Here is a 21,698-nt window from a genome sequence, read left to right on the forward strand (position 1 = left end):
CCCCGCCCGGCCGTCACGCGGGCCGCTATCCGGCCGGCCATTGGCGCCCGACCGCTGCCGAGGTCGCCCCCGTTCCGGCACCGGTGACGATCCACTTCGGGATGGGGTGTGGCTCCCTGCTCGAGCGACTACCCGCTTCAAACGCTTTTGTCGTGTGAGAACGAACCTTGGCCGATTGCCGTCGAAGTCTCACCGACTCGCCGCTCAAGACGGGATCGCATGAGCGCACAGAGCATCGGCAGCGCCGCCGTTTTCAGCCCGGAGGTCCTGCCAAGGCCTTGAACGCCGGGCGCAGTAGGGCGGCGATGCGGTCGGCTGGGGCGCCACGAAGAGCGGCCAGGCGGAGGAACTGGTGGCCGATGGTGACGCCCAGCAAGGCGGTGACGAACAGTGCGGCGCGCAGCTCGGGGTCCTCGGCTGCGGGCAGGGCAGCGCTGACGCTGTCGATCTGCCGATCGAGGGTGACGCGGACGTGATCGGCTGCTGCCGGGTCGGTGAGCATGGAGCGCATCATCGCCAACGTGCCCTCGGGAAGGCCGCCGAGCTTGAGGTCGAGCGTGGCCAGCAGCTGATCGACGAGTGCGTCGGTGTCAGTGGTTGCCGACAGTACGGGAATCGCCTGCACGGCTTGGGTGAAAAGCTCGCGCTTCGAGCCGAAGTACTGCATGACCAGAGCCGGGTCGACGCTCGCCGCAGTCGCCACGGCACGGATGGTGGTGCGATCGAATCCCTTCTCGGCGAACAGCTCCCGGGCGCTGTCGAGGATGCGCGCCTCGGTCGCTCGGCGGCGGTCGGCGCGGGACTGGCGAGGAGTGGACACCTATTCACTCTACAGCCGTTGACCGAACTTCCAGCCGACCCTACGGTAAGTGGGTCAACAAGTGTTGAGCGGATGGAGGCCTCAGTGCCGCATGTGGATACACCTGCTGTTCGCACCCCTGGCGAGGTGCTGAACCGCTACTACCAGGCCATGCTCGACAAGTCCCCGGACGATCTCGCCGATCTCTATGCCTTGGACGCGGTGCACGAGTTCCCGTTCACCTCTCCCGGTTTCCCTCCGCGCTACGAGGGACGCGAGGCCGTGCGCGCGGGATACCGGGCGGCCTGGGGCACAAGCCCCGTCCAGGTGCAGGAGGTCAGGAAGATCGCGGCCTACGAGACCGCCGATCCGGAAGTGATCATCGCCGAGCACGTCGTGGTAGGAACGCTGCCGACCAGACGCACCAACTTCACCGTCCCCGGTCTCTTGATACTCCACATCCACAGCGGACTGATCACGCGGGCCCGCGACTACATGGACAGCTCGGGAGTCGCCGGCGCCAGAGGATGAAAGCCAGACTGACAGGGGCGGACCAGCTCACCTGAGACCCAAGGTGAATCGGACCAGATCCCTTGAGACGGGACCAGTTCCTTGGAGACGGGACAGATGAGACGGCGACTGGCTTCGGTGGGAACTGTCATGTCCGTTGCCAATGAATCCGGCCCGCTTGTCGCTGAACCCAGTCGTCGGCGGATCTCAGCAAGCACGGACGGACTTGCTGCGCACATCGTCTCGAAGTCTGACGGTCGGTCCGCCTTGTGGCGCGTCACGCAGGCCAGGCGTCGGCCCAGCGGACCACCTGGAGCAGGCGCGGAGGCTGATGGAACGCGAGGGGTGGGGCGGCAGGATGAGTCGCATGAGCACTCTGGATGCCGCCACGGCCGCAGACTCCGTTGCAGCGCCGCCTCGTTGGGCGGTCTGGGCCGCGCACCTGACCGCGTTGGTTGTCCTGCCGAGCGGGCTGTGGCGGATCATCCTGGTGCTCGGCTATCCGGCCGGCTACCTGGACGAGAGCTTCGCGGACTTCGAGACGCTCGGCGCGAAGGTCTGGATGCTGACGCTGAGCGTGGTCTGCGAGCTTCTCGCCTTCCTGACGATCGGTCTGGTGCGGCCCTGGGGCGAGGTCGTGCCGCGCTGGATGCCGCTGATCGGAGGGCGCGCCGTGCGCCCGATGGCCGCCGTCGTCCCAGCCGCCCTCGGCGCAGTGGCACTGACCGTGATGTGGGCCAATGTTCCCTGGTGGTGGACGTACGCGCACGATGACATGACGGACACCGGCGACCTCGTGGTCGGCATCCTCTACCAACCGCTGGTCCTGTGGGGCCCTCTACTCGCCGCCGTCACCGTCTCCTACTACCGCCGCCACCGCTCCCCGCGCAGCCGGGGCACAGCGTCTTGAAACAGCGCCCTGTTCGAGAACCTTGCCCCCGTGTCGGTCGACTGGGTTTGATGACAAGCGGGCTGGATTCATTGGCACCGGAAATCCGGAAACCCGTGCACAAGTGCTGTCGCTGGACGTGACCGAATCCAGCCTCGGCCGCCCGCAGCAGCCTGCACGCCAAGGTGATAGCCACCGAGTGCGTGTGGGATCAGTGTTCGGCGGCGTACGAGACGAAGCCCGCCCAAGCACCCAGCGTGAAGACCAGCCGGGGTCCGGGGGCTTTCTTGGAGTCGCGCACGTGGACCGTGCCGGGTGCGGACGCCACCTCAACGCAGTCGTTACCGTCGCCACTGCTGCTGTAACTGCTCTTGAACCACTCCAGCTCCGAGGCGTCCCTGGCAAAGGGCGTGTGGATCATGTCTCTCCCAGAACTTGCTCGATGAAGGCCAGCGACTCCCGTGGCGTAAGAGCCTGGGCCCGGATCATCCCATAGCGCAACCCAAGGATCCTGAGCTGCTTCGGGTCGGAGACCGGGCGTCCGCTGAACGCCCCCTCGGAACGCCCCACCGCACTGCCGTCGGGGAACTTCAGAACCTCGATCAGCCCACCCGTCCCGGGATGCTCCTCGCGATGGGTCGGCATCACCTGGATCGCCACATTCCGCAACCGCCCTACTTCCAAGAGGCGTTCGAGTTGTCGGCGCAACACCATTGTGCCTCCGACCGGACGGCGAAGCGTCACCTCTTCCTGGACAAAACTCAGCGTTGGAAGGGGATCTCGATCGAAGATGGATCGTCGGGCCATACGAGCGGCCACTACGCGGTCCATCTCGTCCAGCGTGTAGGCGGGCAGCCACGACGCAAACAGGGCACGCATGTGCTCCTCGGTCTGCAACAGGCCGTTGATGTTGTGGTGGTGATATGCCTCCAGCTCAACGACCTTGGCCTCCAGCTTCGCCAGATCCCGAACTTTCTTCGGGTAACGGACCTCCGCCACATCCCGCTTCATCGCGGCCAGCTTCCCGCCCGCGCCCAGCACCTCGTCCGCCTTGTCCAGGAACTCCGGCCGAGGGATGCGCCGTCCGCCCTCCACCTTGTAGACGAGGTCCTCCCCGTACCCGATCGCGGCCCCGAACTCGCCGGCCCGCAGCCCCGCCGACTCCCGCCAGGCCTTGATCTGGCGGCCCACCGCAGCGACCACCGCCACCCCGGACTCGTCATCGGGGTCGACGTCCCAGCCCGGCTCGTCCTCCCTGCCGTCGCCGCGCTCCGTACCGGTCTCATCCACGCTCATCCGTGCCCCACTTCCAACGTGCATGCGGTCTTTGCTCAACCCCTGGTGTCCCCGGCACGTCACCCCGGACAGCCGGGACAGCACTGGACAAGCACGGGACAATCACCGTACGTAAGCGGCTCGTCGCTATTCACGATACGCAGGCGCGGCCACGCTGAGTGACGTGACCCAAGAAATCACTCGAACCGAACATTCCACTCCCACCCGGCAGTTCACGGTGCTGCTCTCCTCCACCCGCCGGGGCGCGCGGCTTGCCCGTCTGTTCGCCACAGCTCATCTCGGGGATTGGGGGCTTCCCTCGGAGTCGGCCGCGCACATCGTCGCCGAACTGGCCACGAACGCCACCGTCCATGGCCGCGTGCCGGGCCGGGACTTCCAACTGAGCCTCACCGTCCACCGCGACGCACTCCTGCGGATCGAGGTGACCGACACCCGGGGCGAGCAACTACCGCCCACGCCCGGCACCACGTCCGCACCCGCCGACGACGCGGAATCAGGACGCGGCCTGCTCATCGTCGAAGCACTCGCCGACCGCTGGGGCATCGACCTCGGGCCCGTCCCGCGCAAGACCATCTGGGCCGAACTCGACCTCGTACCGTGACCGCTCCACCGGGTCGCGGAGACCCACGACCCGGTGAGCCACGACGCCGCGCCCCACGACACAAAAAGCTTTAAAGAACTTAGGGAAATCACCCTCCCCACCCAAACCCGACCCCATCCCGGCCCCGTCACTCGCCCGGGTGACATATGGCAACTGGGCTGGATTTCATACGGGTTGACTGGCATATGCTCACCGCGACAACTACAGACATGCGACGGCCCCCGGCGAGACGCCAATCTCAACCGAGGGCCTGACCACCGAGGAAGTTAGGCCCTTCCCGATGGATACCCAGCAGATTACCGCGCCCCCGTGCGCCCCGTCCCTCGTACCCGGGAACGCCACACCGTCATCCGGTGTCATCCACATCAACATCCGGCACGCCGCAGGCTTCACCGTCATCGGCAACCACCTCGCCCAGCACCGCGGGCTCTCCCTCACCGCGATCGGGCTCGCCGCCCACATCCAGTCGCTGCCGGCCGGAGCCAAGATCGGCATCAAGCGGCTCGCCGAACGTTTCCCGGAAAGCGAAACCCGGATCGCCGCCGCCCTACGCGAACTCGAAGCCCACGGTTACCTCCACCGCAGCCGCGTACGTCTCCCCGACGGCCGCATCGTGACGCGCACGGTCTCGTACAACCAGCCGAGCACCGACGCGTCCACCACCGCAGCGCCACAGCCGCGGACCAGGCGCACCAAACCGGCAGCCCCGCGGCCCACACCGCAGCCCCCGCCAGGCGAGCCCGCCGCCGAACCGCTCCCCGCCTCCTCCGAGGCGCCGCCACCGCCAGCACCGCAGCGGACGCCCGAACCGCACCCCGCCCCCGTCTTCGTACCGGCTCCCACCACCCCCAGGGCACTGCCCCCGCTGCTCCCCCAACCCCGGGAACTCACCCCGGAACTGCACCGCGCAGCCTCCGCGCTCCTCGCCGACCTGCGCCGCCACGCACCCCAACTCGTCCTCTCCGAGAACGACATCCACACCCTCACACCGGGCATCGCCACCTGGCTCGAACGCGATGCCCACCCCGACACCATCCGCCACACCCTCACCAACGATCTCCCCGTCCCGCTGAAGCACCCGGCGAAACTCCTCCGGCACCGGATCACGACGCTCCTGCCACCGCCGCTGCCAGGAGCCAAGGGACTCGTACCCGCACGCCCCGGCATCATCGTCATCCCGCTCCAGAACTGCGACGGCTGCGACCGCGCCTTCCGCTCCCGCCACCCCGGCCACTGCGGCGACTGCCGCACCGAACTGCACACGGCCGCCTGACGGAAATGTCACGCAACGCCCGGACAACCGCCCCGCCGCACAACAGCAGAGGAATCCGGTAGCCATGAACCCCTCTTTCTACAAGTCCTTCATGTCGGAGGAAATCCGAAACGAAGGCCGAGCCGAGGGCCTTGCCGAAGTGCTCCTGGTCGTCCTCGAAGCACGCGGGATCATCATCACCGACGGGATCCGCGAGCAAATCGACACCTGCTACGACCTCCCGCTCCTACGCCAATTGCTCACCCGCGCCGCCACCGCCGCCACCGTCGAGGACGTCTTCGCCGAAAAGTAGCCCCCGCGCCGGTGACTACACCCCTCTTGGCCGCATACACACGTCCGGCCCCCGATGTGCCCATCGGGGGCCGGACGCCAAGGCGATAACCGTCCTACGGCAGGTTCCGCGCCATCACAATGCGCTGGACCTGGTTCGTACCCTCGTAGATCTGCGTGATCTTCGCGTCGCGCATCATCCGCTCCACCGGGTAGTCCCGCGTGTAGCCGTAGCCGCCGAGCAGCTGGACCGCATCCGTGGTGATCTCCATCGCGGCGTCGGAGGCGAAGCACTTGGCCGCGGCGCCGAAGAACGTGAGGTCGCCGTCCAGGCGCTCGGACTTGGCGGCGGCCGCGTAGGTGAGCTGGCGGGCCGCCTCCAGCTTCATGGCCATGTCGGCGAGCATGAACTGGACGCCCTGGAAGTCGCCGATCGGCTTGCCGAACTGCTTGCGCTCCTGGACATAGCCCTTGGCGTAGTCGAGGGCGCCCTGGGCGATGCCGAGGGCCTGGGCCGCGATGGTGATGCGGGTGTGGTCCAGGGTCTTCATCGCGGTGGCGAAGCCGGTGCCCTCCTCGCCGATGATCCGGTCGGCGGGGATGCGGACGTTGTCGAAGTAGACCTCGCGGGTCGGGGAGCCCTTGATGCCGAGCTTCTTCTCCGGGGCGCCGAAGGAGACGCCCTCGTCCGACTTCTCGACGACGAAGGCCGAGATGCCCTTGGAGCGCTTGGCCGGGTCGGTGACGGCCATGACCGTGTAGTACTCGGAGACGCCCGCGTTGGTGATCCAGCGCTTCACGCCGTTGAGCACCCAGAAGTCGCCGTCGCGCACGGCCCGGGTCTTCATGCCGGCCGCGTCGGAACCCGCGTCGGGCTCGGAGAGGCAGTACGAGAACATGCCGTCGCCCTTGGCGAGCGGGCCCAGGTACTTCTTCTTCAGGTCCTCGGAGCCGGACAGGATCACCGGGAGCGAGCCGAGCTTGTTCACGGCCGGGATGAGGGAGGAGGAGGCGCAGACGCGGGCCACCTCCTCGATCACGATGACCGTGGCGAGGGCGTCGGCGCCCGCGCCGCCGTACTCCTCCGGTACGTGCACCGCGTGCAGGTCCGCGGCGGTCAGGGCGTCCAGCGCCTCCTGCGGGAAGCGCGCCTCCTCGTCGACCGCTGCCGCGTGCGGGGCGATCTTCGCCTCGGCCAGCGCGCGCACCGTCTCCCGGAGCATCTCGTGCTCCTCGGCCGGACGGTACAGGTCGAAATCGGTCGAACCCGCCAAGACGCTCACTCCCCAAGATGCTAACTACCGTTAAGTAACCCAATTTTAGGGCCCGGTCCCCGAAATGGCCTATGCCATGCGCGCGTGAGCTTGGCGACAGGGGTGGGAGAAGCTGCTCAGGCAGCCGGAAACCGGGCCTTCGGGGGCACGACTATGCTCGTTGACCGCACGTCTGTCCGCATCTCTCAGGAGCATTACATGGCCCTCAGGATCACTGTGATCGGTACCGGCTACCTCGGCGCCACCCACGCCGCGGCCATGGCGGAACTGGGCTTCGAAGTGCTCGGCCTCGATGTCGTGCCCGAGAAGATCGAGATGCTGAGCAGTGGCAGGGTCCCGATGTACGAGCCGGGCCTGGAGGAGCTGCTGCGCAAGCATGTCGAGGGCATCGAGGGGTCCACGGGACGGCTGCGGTTCACCACCTCCCCGGAAGAGGTGGCGGCCTTCGGCGACGTCCACTTCGTCTGCGTGAACACTCCGCAGAAGCACGGTGAGTACGCCTGCGACATGAGTTACGTCGACGCCGCCTTCGAGTCGCTGGCACCGCATCTGACCCGGCCCACCCTGGTCGTCGGGAAGTCGACCGTGCCGGTCGGTTCGGCGGCCCGGCTCGCGGCGCGGCTGGCGGAGCTGGCACCGGCGGGCGCGGACGCGGAGCTGGCCTGGAACCCGGAGTTCCTGCGCGAGGGCTTCGCCGTCAAGGACACCCTGCGCCCGGACCGGATCGTCGTCGGGGTGGCGAGCGAGCGGGCCGAGAAGCTGCTGCGCGAGGTGTACGCGGTGCCGGTCGCCGAGGGGTCGCCGTTCGTGGTGACGGACTTCCCGACCGCCGAGCTGGTGAAGACCGCGGCCAATTCCTTCCTGGCCACGAAGATCTCGTTCATCAACGCCATGGCGGAGGTGTGCGAGGCCGCCGACGGCGATGTGAAGAAGCTGGCCGAGGCGATCGGGCACGACGAGCGGATCGGGTCCAAGTTCCTGCGGGCCGGGATCGGTTTCGGCGGCGGCTGTCTGCCGAAGGACATCCGGGCCTTCATGGCGCGCGCCGGTGAACTGGGCGCGGACCAGGCGCTGACCTTCCTCCGCGAGGTCGACTCGATCAACATGCGGCGCCGCGGCCACATGGTGGAGCTGGCCCGGGAGGCCGTGGGCGGCGATTCGTTCCTCGGCAAGCGCGTGGCGGTCCTGGGTGCGACGTTCAAGCCGGACTCGGACGACGTACGGGACTCGCCCGCGCTGAACGTGGCCGGGCAGATCCATCTGCAGGGCGGCCAGGTCACGGTCTTCGACCCGAAGGGCATGAACAACGCCCGGCGGCTCTTCCCGACCCTCGGTTACGCGGACTCGGCGCTGGACGCGGTGCGCGGGGCGGATGTGGTGCTGCATCTGACGGAGTGGCGCGAGTTCCGCGAGCTGGACCCGGCGGCGCTCGGCGAGGTCGCGTCCCGCCGGATAATCCTGGATGGCCGCAACGCGCTCGACAGCGAGCAGTGGCGTGAGGCCGGCTGGACGTACCGGGCGATGGGGCGCCCGAAGGCCTGACGCATCTGGGTCTTCGGACCGGCCTCAGCCGCGCTTCGCGCGGTAGGTGCGCATCTTCGCGCGGGCGCCGCACACCGACATGGAGCACCAGCGGCGGCGCCCCGCCGGGCTGCGGTCGTAGTACGCCCATCGGCAGTCCTCGGCCTCGCACGCCTTGAGCCGGGCCCAGGTGCCCTCGGCCGCCGCGGTGGCGATGGCCGCCGCGACGCGGGCGGTCAGCCCGGCCGGTTCGGTGGCGGGCCGCAGTGAGGCGGCGCCCGCCGCGTCCACGGTGACGCGCAGGGGCGCCTCGGCGAGGAGCCGGTCGAGTGGGGGCGCCGCGGCGCCGTCCGGCGGGCGGTGGCCGGCATGGGCGAGGCAGGCGGTGCGGAGCGCCTCGCGCAGCACGCGGGCGTCCGGGACGTCCGGCTCGGCGAGAGAGAAGGCGGCGCGCCCGTCCGCCGTATCGAGAGTGTCCGCACCGGTCTCGATGTCCAGTGTGTTGACCAGGGCCTCGATCAGCGCGAGTCCACCGGGCGCGGAATCCTTCTCATTCATGGTTGCGACGTTACCTCCAGTGCGGCAGCATGCAGTAACGGTTACCCGTTGGGACGCCCTAGGGGTAACCACCCTGCCTGAAGGAGGAAGTGTCATGGCTGTCGCCACTCTGGGTGCCGTCGTTCTGGACTGCCCCGACCCCGTCGCGCTCGCCGGGTTCTACGCCGGGCTGCTCGGCGGAAAGATCGAGGACCACGAGGGCTGGGTGGAGCTGACCGGTGGCGCGGCCGTGCCGCTCGCGTTCCAGGCCGCGCCCGGCTTCGTACCGCCGCGGTGGCCGCGCCCGGACGGCTCGCAGCAGTTCCACCTGGATCTGACCGTGCCGGACCTGGACGCAGCGGAGCGGGAGGTGCTCGCACTGGGCGCGACCGTGCTGGACGCGGAGGACCGGGAGCGGAGTTTCCGGGTCTACGCGGATCCTGCGGGGCACCCGTTCTGTCTGTGTGCGTGCTGAAGAAGTCTGCGCGTGAAAGAGTGCGGGGCGCCCCGAGGGGCGCCCCGCACTCTTTCAGTTCCGGCCGCTCGGACGGTTTGGCCGCTCAGACGGTTTGGCCGCTCAGACGGTTTGGCCGTCCAGCTGCTCGATCGTGGCGTGGGACGGGGCCCTGCGCGCGCTCAGTTCGCGCGCGACGGCCTCGGCGTCGCGCAGGACCCGTACCGCGTTCTGCCAGGTGAGCTTGGCGAGGTCGGCGCCGGACCAGCCGCGGCCGAACAGCTCCGCGATCAGGTTCGGATAGCCGGCGACGTCCTGGAGACCCTCCGGGAGGAAGGCCGTGCCGTCGTAGTCGCCGCCGATGCCGATGTGGTCGATCCCGGCGACCTCGCGCATGTGGTCGAGGTGGTCGGCGATCGTGGCCACGGTGGCCATCGGGCGCGGGTTGGCCGCCTCGAAGGCTGCGTGGATCTTCATGGCCTGCGCGGTCGTGTCGAGGTGGTGCAGGCCGTGGGCGCGCATGTTCTCGTCCGCGGCATGGGTCCAGGCGACGGCCGCCGGGAGGACGAACTTCGGGACGAAGGTCGCCATGGCGATGCCGCCGTTGGCCGGGAGCCGGCCGAGGACGTCGTCGGGGATGTTGCGCGGGTGGTCGCAGATCGCGCGCGACGAGGAGTGCGAGAAGATCACCGGCGCGGTGGAGGTGTCGAGCGCGTCGCGCATCGTGGTGGCCGCCACGTGGGAGAGGTCGACCAGCATGCCGGTGCGGTTCATCTCCCGTACGACCTCGTGGCCGAAGGGCGACAGACCACCGACGCCCGGCTCGTCCGTCGCCGAGTCGGCCCACGCGATGTTGTCGTTGTGGGTGAGCGTCATGTAGCGGACGCCGAGGGTGTGCAGGGCGCGCAGGGTGCCCAGCGAGTTGTTGATGGAGTGGCCGCCCTCGGCGCCCATCAGGGAGGCGATACGGCCCTCGGTGCGGGCCGCCTCCATGTCGTCGGCACTCAGGGCGCGCCGCAGGTCGGCGGGGTGGCGCTCCAGCAGCTCGGCGACCACGTCGATCTGTTCGAGGGTGGCACTGACGGCTTCGTCGCCCGCCATGTCGGACCGTACGTAGACGGACCAGAACTGGGCGCCGACACCGCCGGCGCGCAGCCTCGGGATGTCGGTGTGCAGGTGGGCGGACTGATCGGTGGCGATGTCGCGGGCGTCCAGGTCGTAGCCGACCTGTTCGCGCAGCGCCCACGGCAGATCGTTGTGGCCGTCGACGACGGGGTACTCGGCGAGGAGCTCCGCGGCCCGCTCCAGCTGCTGCGCCTTGTCCATCGGGGCCTACTTCCCGAAGCCGAAGGAGTCGGCGCCCTCGACCTTGGCGCGCAGTCGCTTGCCCTTCTCCGTCGCCTGGTCGTTCAGCTCCTGCAGGAACTCCTGCATCCGGGCCAGCAGCTCACTGTCGTGCGCGGCGAGGATGCGGGCGGCGAGCAGGCCCGCGTTGCGTGCGCCGCCGACCGAGACGGTCGCGACGGGGACACCGGCGGGCATCTGCACGATGGAGAGCAGGCTGTCCATGCCGTCCAGGTACTTCAGCGGGACCGGCACGCCGATGACCGGCAGCGGGGTGACGGAGGCGAGCATGCCGGGCAGATGGGCGGCGCCGCCCGCGCCCGCGATGATCGCCTTGAGACCACGGTCCGCCGCCTGCTCGCCGTACGCGATCATCTCGCGCGGCATGCGGTGGGCGGAGACGACGTCGACCTCGTAGGGGATCTCGAACTCGTCGAGGGCCTTGGCGGCCGCTTCCATGACGGGCCAGTCGGAGTCCGAGCCCATGACGATGCCGACGACCGGCGCGGCGGTGGCGGGGGAAGTCATTCGGTGATCGTTCCTCGCAGGTAGTCGGCCGCATGCCGGGCGCGCTCGCGCACATCCGCCAGGTCGTCGCCGTAGGTGTTGACGTGTCCGACCTTGCGGCCGGGCTTCACGTCCTTGCCGTACATGTGGATCTTGAGCTGCGGGTCGCGGGCCATGCAGTGCAGGTACGCCTGGTACATGTCCGGGTAGTCGCCGCCGAGGACGTTGGACATGACCGTCCAGGTGGCGCGCGGGCGCGGGTCGCCGAGCGGCAGGTCGAGGACGGCCCGGACGTGGTTGGCGAACTGCGAGGTGATCGCGCCGTCCTGGGTCCAGTGCCCGGAGTTGTGCGGGCGCATGGCCAGCTCGTTGACCAGGATGCGTCCGTCAGGGGTCTCGAAGAGTTCGACGGCGAGGTGGCCGACGACGCCGAGTTCGGCGGCGATACGCAGGGCGAGCTGCTGGGCCTCGCCCGCGAGCCGCTCGTCCAGCTCCGGGGCCGGGGCGATCACCGTGTCGCAGACGCCGTCGACCTGGATCGACTCGACGACCGGGTAGGCGACGGCCTGGCCGTGCGGCGAGCGGACGATGTTGGCCGCCAGCTCCCGTACGAAGTCGACCTTCTCCTCGGCGAGGACCGCGACACCGGCCAGGAAGGGGTCGGCCGCGTCCGCCTCGGAGCGGACCACCCACACGCCCTTGCCGTCGTAGCCACCGCGGACCGTCTTGAGGACGACGGGGAAGCCCCCGACCTCCGCCGCGAAGGCCGCGACGTCGGCCGGGTCCTTCACGAGGCGGTGGCGGGGGCAGGGCGCGCCGATCTCGGTGAGCTTCGCGCGCATCACCCCCTTGTCCTGGGCGTGCACCAGTGCGTCGGGTCCCGGGCGCACGGGTATGCCGTCCGCCTCCAGGGCCCGCAGGTGTTCGGTCGGAACGTGTTCGTGATCGAAGGTGATCACGTCACAGCCGCGCGCGAAGGCGCGCAGGGTGTCCAGGTCGCGATAGTCGCCGACGACGACTTCGTTCACCACCTGGGCCGCCGAGTCCTGGGGAGTGTCACTGAGGAGCTTGAACTTGATGCCGAGGGGGATGCCCGCCTCGTGGGTCATACGGGCGAGCTGACCGCCGCCGACCATGCCGACTACCGGGAACGTCACTCCTCCAGGGTATCGGGCGCCCCGGGGGTCACCCGACGACGCCCTCCCCGCCGCCCCCGCGCGGCGGCCACGTCACAGCATCGCCACACCTGTCCGCCGACCCACAGGCATCCCCCGGGCGGGCTGGTTAGCATGACGGGTCCGACGTAACCGACAGACAGGCTGAGCGATCACCATGAGCGAACGGGGCGCACTGCGGACCCGGCTGGATCTGCTGGCCCGGGAGGTCGCCAAGTTCGGTGCGGTCGGCGCACTCGGCCTGGTCGTCAATATCGCCGTGTCCAACCTCCTCTGGCGCACCACGGATCTCCAGGTGGTGCGGGCGGGTCTGCTGGCCACGTTCGTCGCCATCCTCTTCAACTACGTCGGCTTCCGCTACTGGACGTACCGGGACCGTGACAAGACCGGGCGGACCCGGGAGCTGACGCTGTTCCTGCTGTTCAGCGCGGTGGGTGCGGTCATCGAGACCGGTGTGCTGTACGCGGCGACGTACGGGTTCGGGTGGAACAGCCCGGTCCAGAGCAATGTCTTCAAGATCCTCGGGATCGGCATCGCGACGCTGTTCCGCTTCTGGTCCTACCGGACCTGGGTGTTCAAGGCGCTGCCCGCGAAGGAGACCGTGCTGAGCGCGGAGAGGTTCCTGAAGCAGGGGCGTACGGAGCAGGTGCCGCGGGCCGAGGCGGATTCGGTGCGCCGGTAGCGGATCCGGTACGGCGCCGGCCGCTCACCGCACCGGGCGTTCCGGTTCCTGTCGCGTCAGGGCCACCCGGCTGAGGAACAGGGCGAAGACCGGCGGCTGCTGCTGGAGCAGTTCGAGGCGGCCGCCGTCCGCCTCCGCGAGGTCCCTGGCCACCGCGAGGCCGATGCCGGTGGAGTTGCGGCCGCTGATCGTCCGCTCGAAGATCCTGGCGCCGAGATCGGGGGGCACGCCCGGGCCCTCGTCCGTGACCTCGATGACCGCCTGATTTCCGGTGACGCGGGTGCGCAGCGCGACGGTGCCGCCGCCGTGCATCAGTGAGTTCTCGATCAGTGCGGCCAGCACCTGGGCGACCGCGCCGGGCGTGCCGACGGCCCGCAGTCCCTGCTTTCCGGAGCGGACGATGGCGCGGCCCTCGCCCCGGTAGGCCGGGCGCCACTCCTCGATCTGCTGCTTGACGACCTCGTCGAGGTCGAAGACGACGGCGGAGCCGGTACGCGGGTCGCGGGCGTTGGTGAGCAGCCGCTCCACCACGTCGGTGAGCCGCTCGACCTGGGTGAGGGCGATGTTCGCCTCCTCCTTCACCGTGTCCGGGTCGTCGGTGACCGAGATCTCCTCGATCCGCATGGAGAGCGCGGTCAGCGGCGTCCGGAGCTGGTGCGAGGCGTCGGCGGCCAGCCGGCGTTCCGCGGTCAGCATCCGGGCGATCCGTTCGGCGGAGGAGTCCAGGACGTCGGCGACCCGGTCCAGCTCCGGTACTCCGTACCGCTTGTGGCGCGGGCGCGGGTCGCCGGAGCCCAGGCGTTCGGCGGTCTCGGCCAGGTCCGTCAGCGGCGAGGCGAGTTTGTTGGCCTGGCGTACGGCGAGGAGCACGGCGGAGATGATGGCCAGCAGCGCCACCGCGCCGATGATCATCAGGGTGCGGCCGACCTCACGGGTGACGGAGGAGCTGGACTCCTCAACGGTGACCCGCTCGCCCTGTTCCCCCTCGGCGGTACTTCTGATCACGCTGCCGCTGGGGCGGTCGCCGATTTCGAGGGGGGCCCGTCCGGGGATCTCGACGCGTGCGTAGCGCTTGCCGGAGATCTGCTCGGACAGCAGAGCGGGGTTGATCCGCTCGTCCCCCAGGAGCCGGCTGTCGACGACGCTGATCAGCCGCAGCGCCTCGGAGTCGACGCTCTCCTGGGCGCTGTTGCTGATGGTGCGGCTCTCGACGATGACGAGGGAGACGCCGAAGACGGCGATCACCACGAGCACCACGGCGAGCGTGGAGTTGATCAGTCTGCGGCGCATGAGTGCTTCTGTACGTCAGCTCTTCTCGAAGCGGAAGCCGACGCCCCGTACGGTCGCGATGTACCGGGGGTTGGCCGCGTCGTCACCGAGCTTCTTGCGGAGCCAGGAGATGTGCATGTCGAGGGTCTTGGTGGAGGACCACCAGGTGGTGTCCCAGACCTCGCGCATCAGCTGGTCGCGGGTGACGACCCGGCCCGCGTCGCGGACCAGGACCCGTAGCAGGTCGAACTCCTTGGCGGTGAGCTGGAGTTCCTCGTCGCCCATCCAGGCCCGGTGCGACTCGACGTCGATCCTGACGCCATGGGTGGCGGGCTGCGGAGCGGGCTCGGCGGCGCCGCGGCGCAGCAGGGCCCGAACGCGGGCGAGCAGTTCGGCCAGACGGAAGGGTTTGGTGACGTAGTCGTCGGCGCCCGCGTCGAGGCCGACGACGGTGTCCACCTCGTCGGCGCGGGCGGTCAGCACCAGGATCGGCACGGTGTGGCCGTCGGCACGGAGCCTGCGGGCGACTTCGAGGCCGTCCATCCCGGGCAGGCCCAGGTCGAGTACGACCAGGTCGACTCCGCCCTGGAGGCCGGCGTCGAGAGCGGTCGGACCGTCTTCGCGGACCTCGACCTCGTAACCCTCCCGACGCAGGGCGCGGGCCAGCGGCTCCGAGATGGATGCGTCGTCCTCTGCGAGCAGTACACGGGTCATGGAGTGATGGTAGTCCGCGCGGGGCGGGTGAAGTGGGGTGATCCAAAAGCCCTGCGGCTCCGCAAGGAAAATGGAGGGACGCCTTCGAATATGGGAGTTCGGTTCCATTCTTACCTGTGATCCATATCTCAAGTCCTTCCATATCCGGCACTGTCATGTCGTATGGTTGCTCGACGCCTGTTGCACTACTCAAGGACCCTTGGGCAGCTTTTAGCGCCGAGGGTCTCTTTTGTTCTGCCGGCTGGTTCCCGCCAGTCGTGAATCAAGTGAATGACCTGTGGCCGGGCCCGGAGCGCGAGATGCGCACCGGGCGTGGATCCCGATGCGGTCGCTTCCCGTCTCCTCGGCCGGCTCCTCCATGAGCCCGGCGGTCGGGACGAATCCCCTGTCAGGCGTGGGGGTGGGACGTGGCCGTGCCGGTGCCGGCCTCCCCCCACCGGGCGCGTCACGCTCACGAGGCGTCGCGTCCCGAGCAAGCAAGGATCGACCATGGCGTCCAGCCTGACGAAGGACCCGGCCAGTACTTCTGGATCCGAGAAGACCTTCTTCGGCCACCCCCGCGGCCTGGCCACTCTCTTCATGACCGAGATGTGGGAGCGCTTCAGCTACTACGGCATGAGGGCCCTGCTTCCCCTCTACTTGATCGCGCCCAACGGGCTTCACATGAACCCGGCCACGGCCACGGCGATCTACTCGGTCTACGTGTCGCTGGTCTACCTGCTCGCCATGCCCGGCGGCTGGTTCGGCGACCGTGTCTGGGGTCCGCGCAAGACCGTCGCCATCGCCGGTGCCGTCATCATGATCGGCCACCTGACGCTGGCGCTGCCCGCGCAGGGCACCTTCTTCGCCGGTCTCGGACTGGTCGCCATCGGCTCCGGTCTGCTGAAGTCCAACATCTCGACGATGGTCGGCCACCTCTACAACGGCCCGGACGACCCGCGCCGCGACGGTGGCTTCACGATCTTCTACATGGGCATCAACGCGGGTGCCTTCGCAGCGCCGCTGATCATCGGCACCGTCGGTGAGAACGTCAACTGGCACCTGGGCTTCGCGCTCGCCGCGGTCGGCATGGGACTCGGCCTCGCCCAGTTCCTGATGGGCACCCGCAACCTGAACGAGCGCAGCCTCGTCGTCCCGAAGCCGCTGTCCGCCGCCGAGCGGACGAGCACGCTGCGCAAGGGCATGATCTGGCTGGCCGTCGCGGCCGTCTTCTACATCGTCACGGTCGTCACCGGCGTCTACACGCTCAACTGGCTTCTGGTCCCCATCACCATCGCGGGCCTGGTCATTCCGGTCGTCGTCCTGACGCGCATCAAGCGCGACAAGGAGCTCAGCGCCGCCGAGCAGTCGAAGATGTCCGGCTACATCTGGTTCTTCGTCGCCGCCGCCATCTTCTGGATGATCTACGACCAGGGCGGTTCCACGGTCGCGATCTTCGCCGACTCCTCGGCCGACAACAGCGTCTTCGGCTGGGACTTCCCGGTCTCCTGGTACCAGTCGGTCAACCCGGTCCTGATCATGGCGCTGGCCCCGCTCTTCGCCGCTTTCTGGCTGGCGCTGAACCGCCGCGGCAAGGAACCCAGCACGATCGTGAAGTTCAGCTCCGGCCTGGTGCTGGTCGGTGCGTCGTTCTTCCTCTTCCTGATGCCGCTGACGATCGCGACCGACGGCCACAAGGCCGCCGCGATGTGGCTGGTCGCGATCTACTTCGTCCAGACGGTCGCCGAGCTGACGCTCTCCCCGGTGGGGCTCTCCGTCACCACCAAGATGGCTCCGGCCAAGTACGCCAGCCAGATGATGGGTGTCTGGTTCCTGGCCGTCACTGCCGGTGACTGCACCACGGGTCTGCTCTCCACCGCGGGCGTGGAGCTCAACGGCACCGGCGTGGTCACTCTGCAGGCCTTCCTCGCCGTTGCCGCGGGTGTCGCGGTCTTCATGTACCGCGGCAAGGTCAAGAAGCTCATGGGCAGCGTGCGCTGACGCACCCGGCCCGGCTGCGCGAAGGGCCGCCGCACACCGATGCTTCGGTGTGCGGCGGCCCTTCGCGTACGTCGGGCCGTTCGCGTACGTCGGGCCGTTCGCGTACGTCCGGCCCTTCCCGTGCGTCCGTACGGCGCTCAGCTCACCTGGTGCCGCGCAGCCTGCGCCACGGGGTGAAGGTGAACACGGCGCCGCCCAGCAGGATCGCCGTCCCCGCGACCAGGCCGAGTGCGCGCAGGGTGCCGGTTCCCCCGGCCCCGGTGGCGGCCAGTCCACCGCCGGAGTCCGTGCCGCCGGCGGAGGAGCCGGTGGTGCCCGTGGAGCCCGAGGTCGTGGAGCCGGAGGCACCGCCCTGCTGGGCGGTGGTGTCGAGTTCCAGCGACGGGGTCACCGAGCCCTTGACCTTGCACGGGATGTTGATCTTCGAGGCGCCCAGGGTGACATCGATCGTCAGGGTGCCGGGGCTGAGCGTGGACTTCCCGGACGCGCCCGGCTTGTAGGTGCCGGTCATGTCGGAGAGGTCGACGGGCTTGCCCTGCTCCAGCGGTTCGGCGTTGGCGGGTCCGGTGACCTTCACCGAGCCCTTGTCGGCGCCTTTGATGACGATGTCCATGGACGGCTTGAGCGCACCGGCGGGCAGCGCGGCCGGGCTGTCCATCACGCCCTTGGCCGTCTTGACCGTGAGCGCGTAACTCCCGCCGCTCTTCTTGGCGTTGATCGTCACCTTGGAGGATATGTCGGCCGGTCCGGGGGACGTACAGGTGAAGTGGACGGCGACCTCCTTCCCGGGAAAGTCGGTCTGGCCGCCGCCGGAGCCGGAGGTCGTGCCGCCCGCGGTGGTGGATCCGGAGGTGGTGGAACCGGAGGTCGTACCGCCCGCGGTGGTGGAACCACCCGTGGAGCCGCTTGTCGTACCACCCGCCGTGGCCCCGGAGGTCGTACCGCCGGTCGTGGATCCGCCGCCGGCCGTGACCTTGATGGTCGCGCCGGTCTTCACCGTCTCCTTCGGGCTGCACTTGGTGTCCGTGGAGATCGGCTTGGAGACGTTGATGTTGTACGCGTCCGGCGTCAGCGTGATCTCACCGGCCTTCTCCAGCTTGAGCGTGCCCTTCATGTCGGGCAGCACCATGGCGCTGTTCTTCGGGATCGGCGGGTTCTGCCGCGGCCCTTCCATCTGGAGGGTGCCCGTGGCCGCGCCGCCCACCTTGATGGTGCCGGTCGGCTTGACCGTGTCCTTGTCCAGATCGAGTACGTCGGGGTTCTTGGAAGCGGCCTCGACCGTCTTCCAGACCACCTCGACGGTGTCCCCGACCTTGGCCTCGGCGGGCGCGGTCAACTGCACCACGGTGGTGCCCTCCACGGGCGGCAGTCCGGAGATGGCCGGGGGTATGCACTCCGTCCTGTACGAGGTGTCGGCGGCCTGGGCCGGACTCGCGGCCAGCAGCATGCCCGCGCCGCCGAGCATCATCGCGACTCCCGCCGCGACCGTCCTCCGTTGCGTACTCACGAATGTCCCTTCGTCGTCGGTCTGTTCTCTGACGGTGCGGAATCCGGTGTGAACCACGGCAGGGCGGCCGTGGTGGTGGGCGGGGGCGCGGCCGCAGGGCTCCCGGCGGGCCCCGGTGCGCGGCGCAGCTTCGGGAGCCGGGCCGTCGCCCCGGCCGGTGGCGGGTGGCGGTGGCGCCTGGTGCGGGCCGGGGTGCGCGAGGTGCGGGGCCGAACCCTGTCGACGATCGCCATGCCGATCCGGAACACGGCGGCCGGCACGACGACGCACAGCAGGATCCAGAAGAGGGTGACGCCCCAGGGGCGGCCGACCCCCCACGGCTGCTCGGCCAGCACCTTGCTGCCGTACTTCAGCGAGACCTGGTAGTCGCCGTGAGCGCCCGCGGCCAGTTCGACCGGCAGCTTGATCTGCGCCTTGCGGCCGGACTCGATGGTGCCGCGCCACTGCCGTTCCTCCCATTGCGGGGCGAGGACGCCGTGCGCGGTGCCGATCCGGAAGACCGGGTCCTTGACGGGAGCTGACCCCACGTTGCCTACGGTGAAGACCAGTTGGCGGGAGGGCGGGGCGCCGAACCAGGTGAGGATTCCGCTGTCGCCCTCCAGCCGGGTGGTGGCCAGCACCGCGAGCCTGCCGCCCTCGGTCTCCTTCGGCAGCGCGGCGACCGGGTGGCCCGCGACGACGAACACGGCGTCGGCGGTGGCCTGTTCCCCGGTGACGGTGGCGACATGCACCACGCAGGGGCAGGGTGCGGGCGGCTCGGCGACGGGCATCTTCTTGCCGAAGTCGCCCTTGGTGCCGGTCGTGACGGCACGGCCCTCGGCGTTGGCGCAGGAGTTGGTGCCGCCGATCACTCCGCGGTCCGGGGTGGCCTGTCCGCAGATCAGCATCATCAGGAGCGTGTTGGGGCGCCAGCCGCTGCCCTTGACGGTGATCTCGCCGCCCTTGCCCGCCTGCTGCTCGGAGAGGGTGACCACGGGCTTGGCGTCCGCGGCTGTCGGCCCCGCCGCGTCGGCGCCGGTCGCGGAGAGCATCAGCAGGGCGGGCAGCAGTGCACCGAGCAACGCGGCGAGCAGCGGCACGCCGCGCGGCGCGGCGGCCCGCCGGTGGCTGCCGCTGCGTAGTGTTGCCGGTCCGGCCTGTCCAGTCACGATTCCGCTCCCGCCCTCACCACGTGCCTGCTCTCGGAATGCTGTTGATCTGCCGGGGACTGTCCGGGCGAGCTGCTGCCGCCGTCGCCGTCGTCCGGTGGTCGGATGCGTGCGCGCCGGCGCCGGTAGGCGTACGCGGCGACGGCTGCCAGGAGCAGCAGCGCGCCGCCGGTCATCGGAACCCACGGGACGAAGACCGCGCGGGCCGTCGCCTCGCCGTGCGCGCCGCCCGCCGCCGTGACGCGCAGCCGTACGGTCACCGAGTCGAGCGCCGGGGCGCCCCGCCATGGTTCGCCGAGCCTGACGCGCTGTCCGGGCAGCAGCTCCACCGGCAGTGCGCGGGCCTCGCGCCACAGCAGCCGCCGCCCGAACACCCCGTCGGCGCCGACGGCGATCCGCGGGGCCAGGACCGTGTTGCCGCGGTTGACCAGCGTGTAGTGGATGGTCCGCCCGGACACGGTGACGTCCTCCACGGTGAGCGCGCCCAGCGTCGGCCCGCCGACCCGTAGCTGGATGCGCACACCGACCGAGCGGTCGCCGCTCCGCACGACGAGGGCACCGGGGTGGTCGCCGGGCGTCGCACCCGTCGGCACCGTGACGGAGAACGGCACCTCGGCACGGGTCCGGGCCGGCACGGTCACCTCGGCGGCGGCGGTCCGCAGCCAGGCTCCGGTCCCGGTGGAGCCCTTGCCCTCGCGTACCGCGAAGCCGCCGTCCTCCGCGTTGTACGCGTCCGCCCCGCGCAGCCGTACGGTGACCGGGGCCGTACCGGGGTTGGTGACGGACAGCCGGTCCTGGAGAACGGTGCCGGGCGGGCCCTCCAGATAGAAGTACGGTCTGCCGCCGCCCGTACCGGAACCGCTCACCGCGGGCTGCGCCGTCCACGACGCGGTACTCGCGGGCGTCGGCGTCCGGGCCTCGGCACCGGCCACGAGGGTCGGGGCGAAGGTGAACAGCAGTACGGCGAGGGCGAGTCGGCCGACGAGGACGAGTCGGGCGGCGTGACCGGGCGGCGACGGCATGGGCGGCTCCCTGGTGCGTGACGGCGGCCGGCTCGTGGACCGGGGCATCTTCCGGATCCGGCCGGTCCGGAAGAAGCACCCTGACGCCCTATCGGCCCACGGCCCCCTGCCCGCGCCTGGTCAGCCAGAGCACCCCGGCCGCACCGGCCAGCAGCACCGTGCCGCCGAGCGTGCCGAGCGCCACCGCCGAGTCGAGCGGGCCGGTCTTCGGCAGCTGCCCGCCGTTGTCCGGGGCGCTCTGCCCGTTGCCCGCGGCCGTCACGTCGAGCTGGAGCGACGGCCCCGGGTTGTTGGAGGGGGTGCAGGTCGTGGTCGTACCGAGCGCCTTGATGGTGAGCACACCGGCGGTGAACTCGGTCTTGCCGCTCTTCTTCGGGGTGTACGTACCCGACAGGTCACTGATCTTGATGGGGGTGTTGGCGGGTATGGCCGCGGAGTTCGGCGCACCGGAGACCTGGACCTGGCCCTGGTCGGCGCCTCCCACCTTGATGACCGCGCTGGGGCTCATCGCGCCCTTGCCGAGTTCGACGGGGCTGGACGAGACACCCTTCTGGAAGGACATCGTGAGCTTGTAGCCGCTGCCGCTCTTGACGCTCTTGATGTCGATGGGAGAAACGGCCCCCTTGTCACCGATCGGGGTCTTGCACTGGTAGTTGACATCCACGACCGTGGCGTGGGCGGCGGGCGCGGCCATCAGCACCACCGCGCCCGCCAGCGCGGACGCCAGCGCGAGAGCTGTTCGCTTCTGGTAGGACACCTTGAGTTCCCCTCACCACTTAACTGACGACACATCAGATCGGGCGCTCAAGGTACGCCCGAGGCCTTGTGGAGGGAAGACAAAGAGCGCGCCGATCCGGCGCGCTCTTCCGTGGTGCACATACGGGGCCGTACGCCCCGGGACCGGACGTGGAACGACGCGGGGCGCG

Annotated in this window: 23 protein-coding genes; 9 read left to right on the plus strand and 14 right to left on the minus strand. The window is 69.6% G+C overall.

From position 1 onward, the window contains the following. Positions 1-253: 253 nt before the first annotated feature. Entirely contained in the window at positions 254-820 is a 567-nt protein-coding gene (locus ACFVV1_RS06255) for a TetR/AcrR family transcriptional regulator (RefSeq protein ID WP_389985279.1), read from the minus strand. 84 nt (positions 821-904) lie between these two features. Between ACFVV1_RS06255 and ACFVV1_RS06260 the strand changes: the two genes are divergently transcribed. Together ACFVV1_RS06260 and ACFVV1_RS06265 are read left to right on the plus strand one after the other, a co-directional pair. After that, positions 905-1,330, plus strand: a complete 426-nt coding sequence (locus ACFVV1_RS06260; RefSeq protein ID WP_389985282.1) for a nuclear transport factor 2 family protein — start codon at positions 905-907, stop codon at positions 1,328-1,330. Positions 1,331-1,667: 337 nt separating this feature from the next. Continuing rightward, a complete protein-coding gene (locus tag ACFVV1_RS06265; RefSeq protein WP_389985285.1) occupies positions 1,668-2,219 on the plus strand; it encodes a hypothetical protein in 552 nt (183 codons plus the stop codon). Between the two features lie 190 nt (positions 2,220-2,409). On the opposite strand, the gene ACFVV1_RS06270 is transcribed toward ACFVV1_RS06265, so the two are convergent. Beyond that, entirely contained in the window at positions 2,410-2,619 is a 210-nt protein-coding gene (locus ACFVV1_RS06270) for a DUF397 domain-containing protein (RefSeq protein ID WP_389985287.1), read from the minus strand. Further along, complete coding sequence (locus tag ACFVV1_RS06275; RefSeq protein WP_389985290.1) at positions 2,616-3,494, minus strand: helix-turn-helix domain-containing protein; 879 nt, start codon at positions 3,492-3,494, stop codon at positions 2,616-2,618. Before ACFVV1_RS06275 ends, ACFVV1_RS06270 begins: the two co-directional genes overlap by 4 nt. Before the next feature lie 163 nt (positions 3,495-3,657). On the opposite strand from ACFVV1_RS06275, the gene ACFVV1_RS06280 reads away from it, so the two are divergent. The 3 genes from ACFVV1_RS06280 (at position 3,658) to ACFVV1_RS06290 (ending at position 5,660) form a co-directional block, all read left to right on the plus strand. Continuing rightward, positions 3,658-4,095: an ATP-binding protein gene (locus ACFVV1_RS06280; protein WP_389985293.1), complete on the plus strand. Its 438-nt coding sequence runs from the start codon at positions 3,658-3,660 to the stop codon at positions 4,093-4,095. 280 nt (positions 4,096-4,375) lie between these two features. Then, positions 4,376-5,368 carry a helix-turn-helix domain-containing protein gene (locus ACFVV1_RS06285; RefSeq protein ID WP_389985296.1) on the plus strand — a complete coding sequence of 331 codons (993 nt, stop codon included), beginning with the start codon at positions 4,376-4,378 and terminating at the stop codon, positions 5,366-5,368. A 64-nt stretch (positions 5,369-5,432) separates the two neighbouring features. Continuing rightward, complete coding sequence (locus ACFVV1_RS06290; protein ID WP_389985299.1) at positions 5,433-5,660, plus strand: hypothetical protein; 228 nt, start codon at positions 5,433-5,435, stop codon at positions 5,658-5,660. Positions 5,661-5,754: 94 nt separating this feature from the next. On the opposite strand, the gene ACFVV1_RS06295 is transcribed toward ACFVV1_RS06290, so the two are convergent. After that, positions 5,755-6,912 carry an acyl-CoA dehydrogenase gene (locus tag ACFVV1_RS06295; protein WP_389986323.1) on the minus strand — a complete coding sequence of 386 codons (1,158 nt, stop codon included), beginning with the start codon at positions 6,910-6,912 and terminating at the stop codon, positions 5,755-5,757. 198 nt (positions 6,913-7,110) lie between these two features. Here ACFVV1_RS06295 and ACFVV1_RS06300 point away from each other — a divergent pair, with 198 nt between their 5' ends. Continuing rightward, positions 7,111-8,454, plus strand: a complete 1,344-nt coding sequence (locus ACFVV1_RS06300) for a UDP-glucose dehydrogenase family protein (RefSeq protein WP_389985302.1) — start codon at positions 7,111-7,113, stop codon at positions 8,452-8,454. A 24-nt stretch (positions 8,455-8,478) separates the two neighbouring features. On the opposite strand, the gene ACFVV1_RS06305 is transcribed toward ACFVV1_RS06300, so the two are convergent. Next, positions 8,479-8,991 carry a CGNR zinc finger domain-containing protein gene (locus ACFVV1_RS06305; RefSeq protein WP_389985305.1) on the minus strand — a complete coding sequence of 171 codons (513 nt, stop codon included), beginning with the start codon at positions 8,989-8,991 and terminating at the stop codon, positions 8,479-8,481. Positions 8,992-9,085: 94 nt separating this feature from the next. Here ACFVV1_RS06305 and ACFVV1_RS06310 point away from each other — a divergent pair, with 94 nt between their 5' ends. Further along, positions 9,086-9,445 carry a VOC family protein gene (locus tag ACFVV1_RS06310; RefSeq protein WP_389985308.1) on the plus strand — a complete coding sequence of 120 codons (360 nt, stop codon included), beginning with the start codon at positions 9,086-9,088 and terminating at the stop codon, positions 9,443-9,445. 102 nt (positions 9,446-9,547) lie between these two features. Here the strand turns inward: ACFVV1_RS06310 and ACFVV1_RS06315 are convergent, their stop codons facing one another. From ACFVV1_RS06315 to ACFVV1_RS06325, 3 genes are read right to left on the minus strand one after another with little or no spacing between them, the layout of a single operon-like run. Continuing rightward, positions 9,548-10,750 carry a dipeptidase gene (locus ACFVV1_RS06315; protein ID WP_389985311.1) on the minus strand — a complete coding sequence of 401 codons (1,203 nt, stop codon included), beginning with the start codon at positions 10,748-10,750 and terminating at the stop codon, positions 9,548-9,550. Positions 10,751-10,756: 6 nt separating this feature from the next. Beyond that, on the minus strand, positions 10,757-11,296 hold the full coding sequence (purE, locus tag ACFVV1_RS06320; protein ID WP_389985314.1) for a 5-(carboxyamino)imidazole ribonucleotide mutase: 540 nt from the start codon (positions 11,294-11,296) through the stop codon (positions 10,757-10,759). Further along, a complete protein-coding gene (locus tag ACFVV1_RS06325; RefSeq protein WP_389985317.1) occupies positions 11,293-12,432 on the minus strand; it encodes a 5-(carboxyamino)imidazole ribonucleotide synthase in 1,140 nt (379 codons plus the stop codon). Before ACFVV1_RS06325 ends, purE begins: the two co-directional genes overlap by 4 nt. A gap of 175 nt (positions 12,433-12,607) precedes the next feature. Between ACFVV1_RS06325 and ACFVV1_RS06330 the strand changes: the two genes are divergently transcribed. Then, the gene (locus tag ACFVV1_RS06330) at positions 12,608-13,132 is read left to right on the plus strand and encodes a GtrA family protein (RefSeq protein ID WP_389985320.1); all 525 of its coding nucleotides are present in this window, start codon (positions 12,608-12,610) and stop codon (positions 13,130-13,132) included. Between the two features lie 24 nt (positions 13,133-13,156). On the opposite strand, the gene ACFVV1_RS06335 is transcribed toward ACFVV1_RS06330, so the two are convergent. Both ACFVV1_RS06335 and ACFVV1_RS06340 read right to left on the minus strand, forming a co-directional pair. Then, positions 13,157-14,422 (minus strand): ATP-binding protein, encoded by a 1,266-nt coding sequence (locus ACFVV1_RS06335; RefSeq protein ID WP_389985323.1) that lies wholly within the window; start codon positions 14,420-14,422, stop codon positions 13,157-13,159. Positions 14,423-14,437: 15 nt separating this feature from the next. Then, positions 14,438-15,115, minus strand: coding sequence for a response regulator transcription factor (locus tag ACFVV1_RS06340; protein WP_389985326.1), 678 nt, complete (start codon positions 15,113-15,115; stop codon positions 14,438-14,440). A 489-nt stretch (positions 15,116-15,604) separates the two neighbouring features. On the opposite strand from ACFVV1_RS06340, the gene ACFVV1_RS06345 reads away from it, so the two are divergent. Next, positions 15,605-17,095: an oligopeptide:H+ symporter gene (locus tag ACFVV1_RS06345; protein WP_389985329.1), complete on the plus strand. Its 1,491-nt coding sequence runs from the start codon at positions 15,605-15,607 to the stop codon at positions 17,093-17,095. A 142-nt stretch (positions 17,096-17,237) separates the two neighbouring features. On the opposite strand, the gene ACFVV1_RS06350 is transcribed toward ACFVV1_RS06345, so the two are convergent. The 4 genes from ACFVV1_RS06350 to ACFVV1_RS06365 all read right to left on the minus strand — a co-directional run bounded on the left by ACFVV1_RS06350 (position 17,238) and on the right by ACFVV1_RS06365 (position 21,529). Beyond that, entirely contained in the window at positions 17,238-18,563 is a 1,326-nt protein-coding gene (locus ACFVV1_RS06350; protein ID WP_389986326.1) for a hypothetical protein, read from the minus strand. 35 nt (positions 18,564-18,598) lie between these two features. Continuing rightward, entirely contained in the window at positions 18,599-19,750 is a 1,152-nt protein-coding gene (locus ACFVV1_RS06355; protein WP_389985332.1) for a hypothetical protein, read from the minus strand. Further along, positions 19,747-20,772 (minus strand): hypothetical protein, encoded by a 1,026-nt coding sequence (locus tag ACFVV1_RS06360; RefSeq protein ID WP_389985334.1) that lies wholly within the window; start codon positions 20,770-20,772, stop codon positions 19,747-19,749. Before ACFVV1_RS06360 ends, ACFVV1_RS06355 begins: the two co-directional genes overlap by 4 nt. A gap of 88 nt (positions 20,773-20,860) precedes the next feature. Beyond that, positions 20,861-21,529, minus strand: a complete 669-nt coding sequence (locus ACFVV1_RS06365; RefSeq protein ID WP_389985336.1) for a peptidase — start codon at positions 21,527-21,529, stop codon at positions 20,861-20,863. Between the last annotated feature and the right edge of the window lie 169 nt (positions 21,530-21,698).

Origin of the sequence: Streptomyces sp. NPDC058092 (genome assembly GCF_042884935.1) — a bacterium.
Classification (GTDB): Bacteria; Actinomycetota; Actinomycetes; order Streptomycetales; family Streptomycetaceae; genus Streptomyces.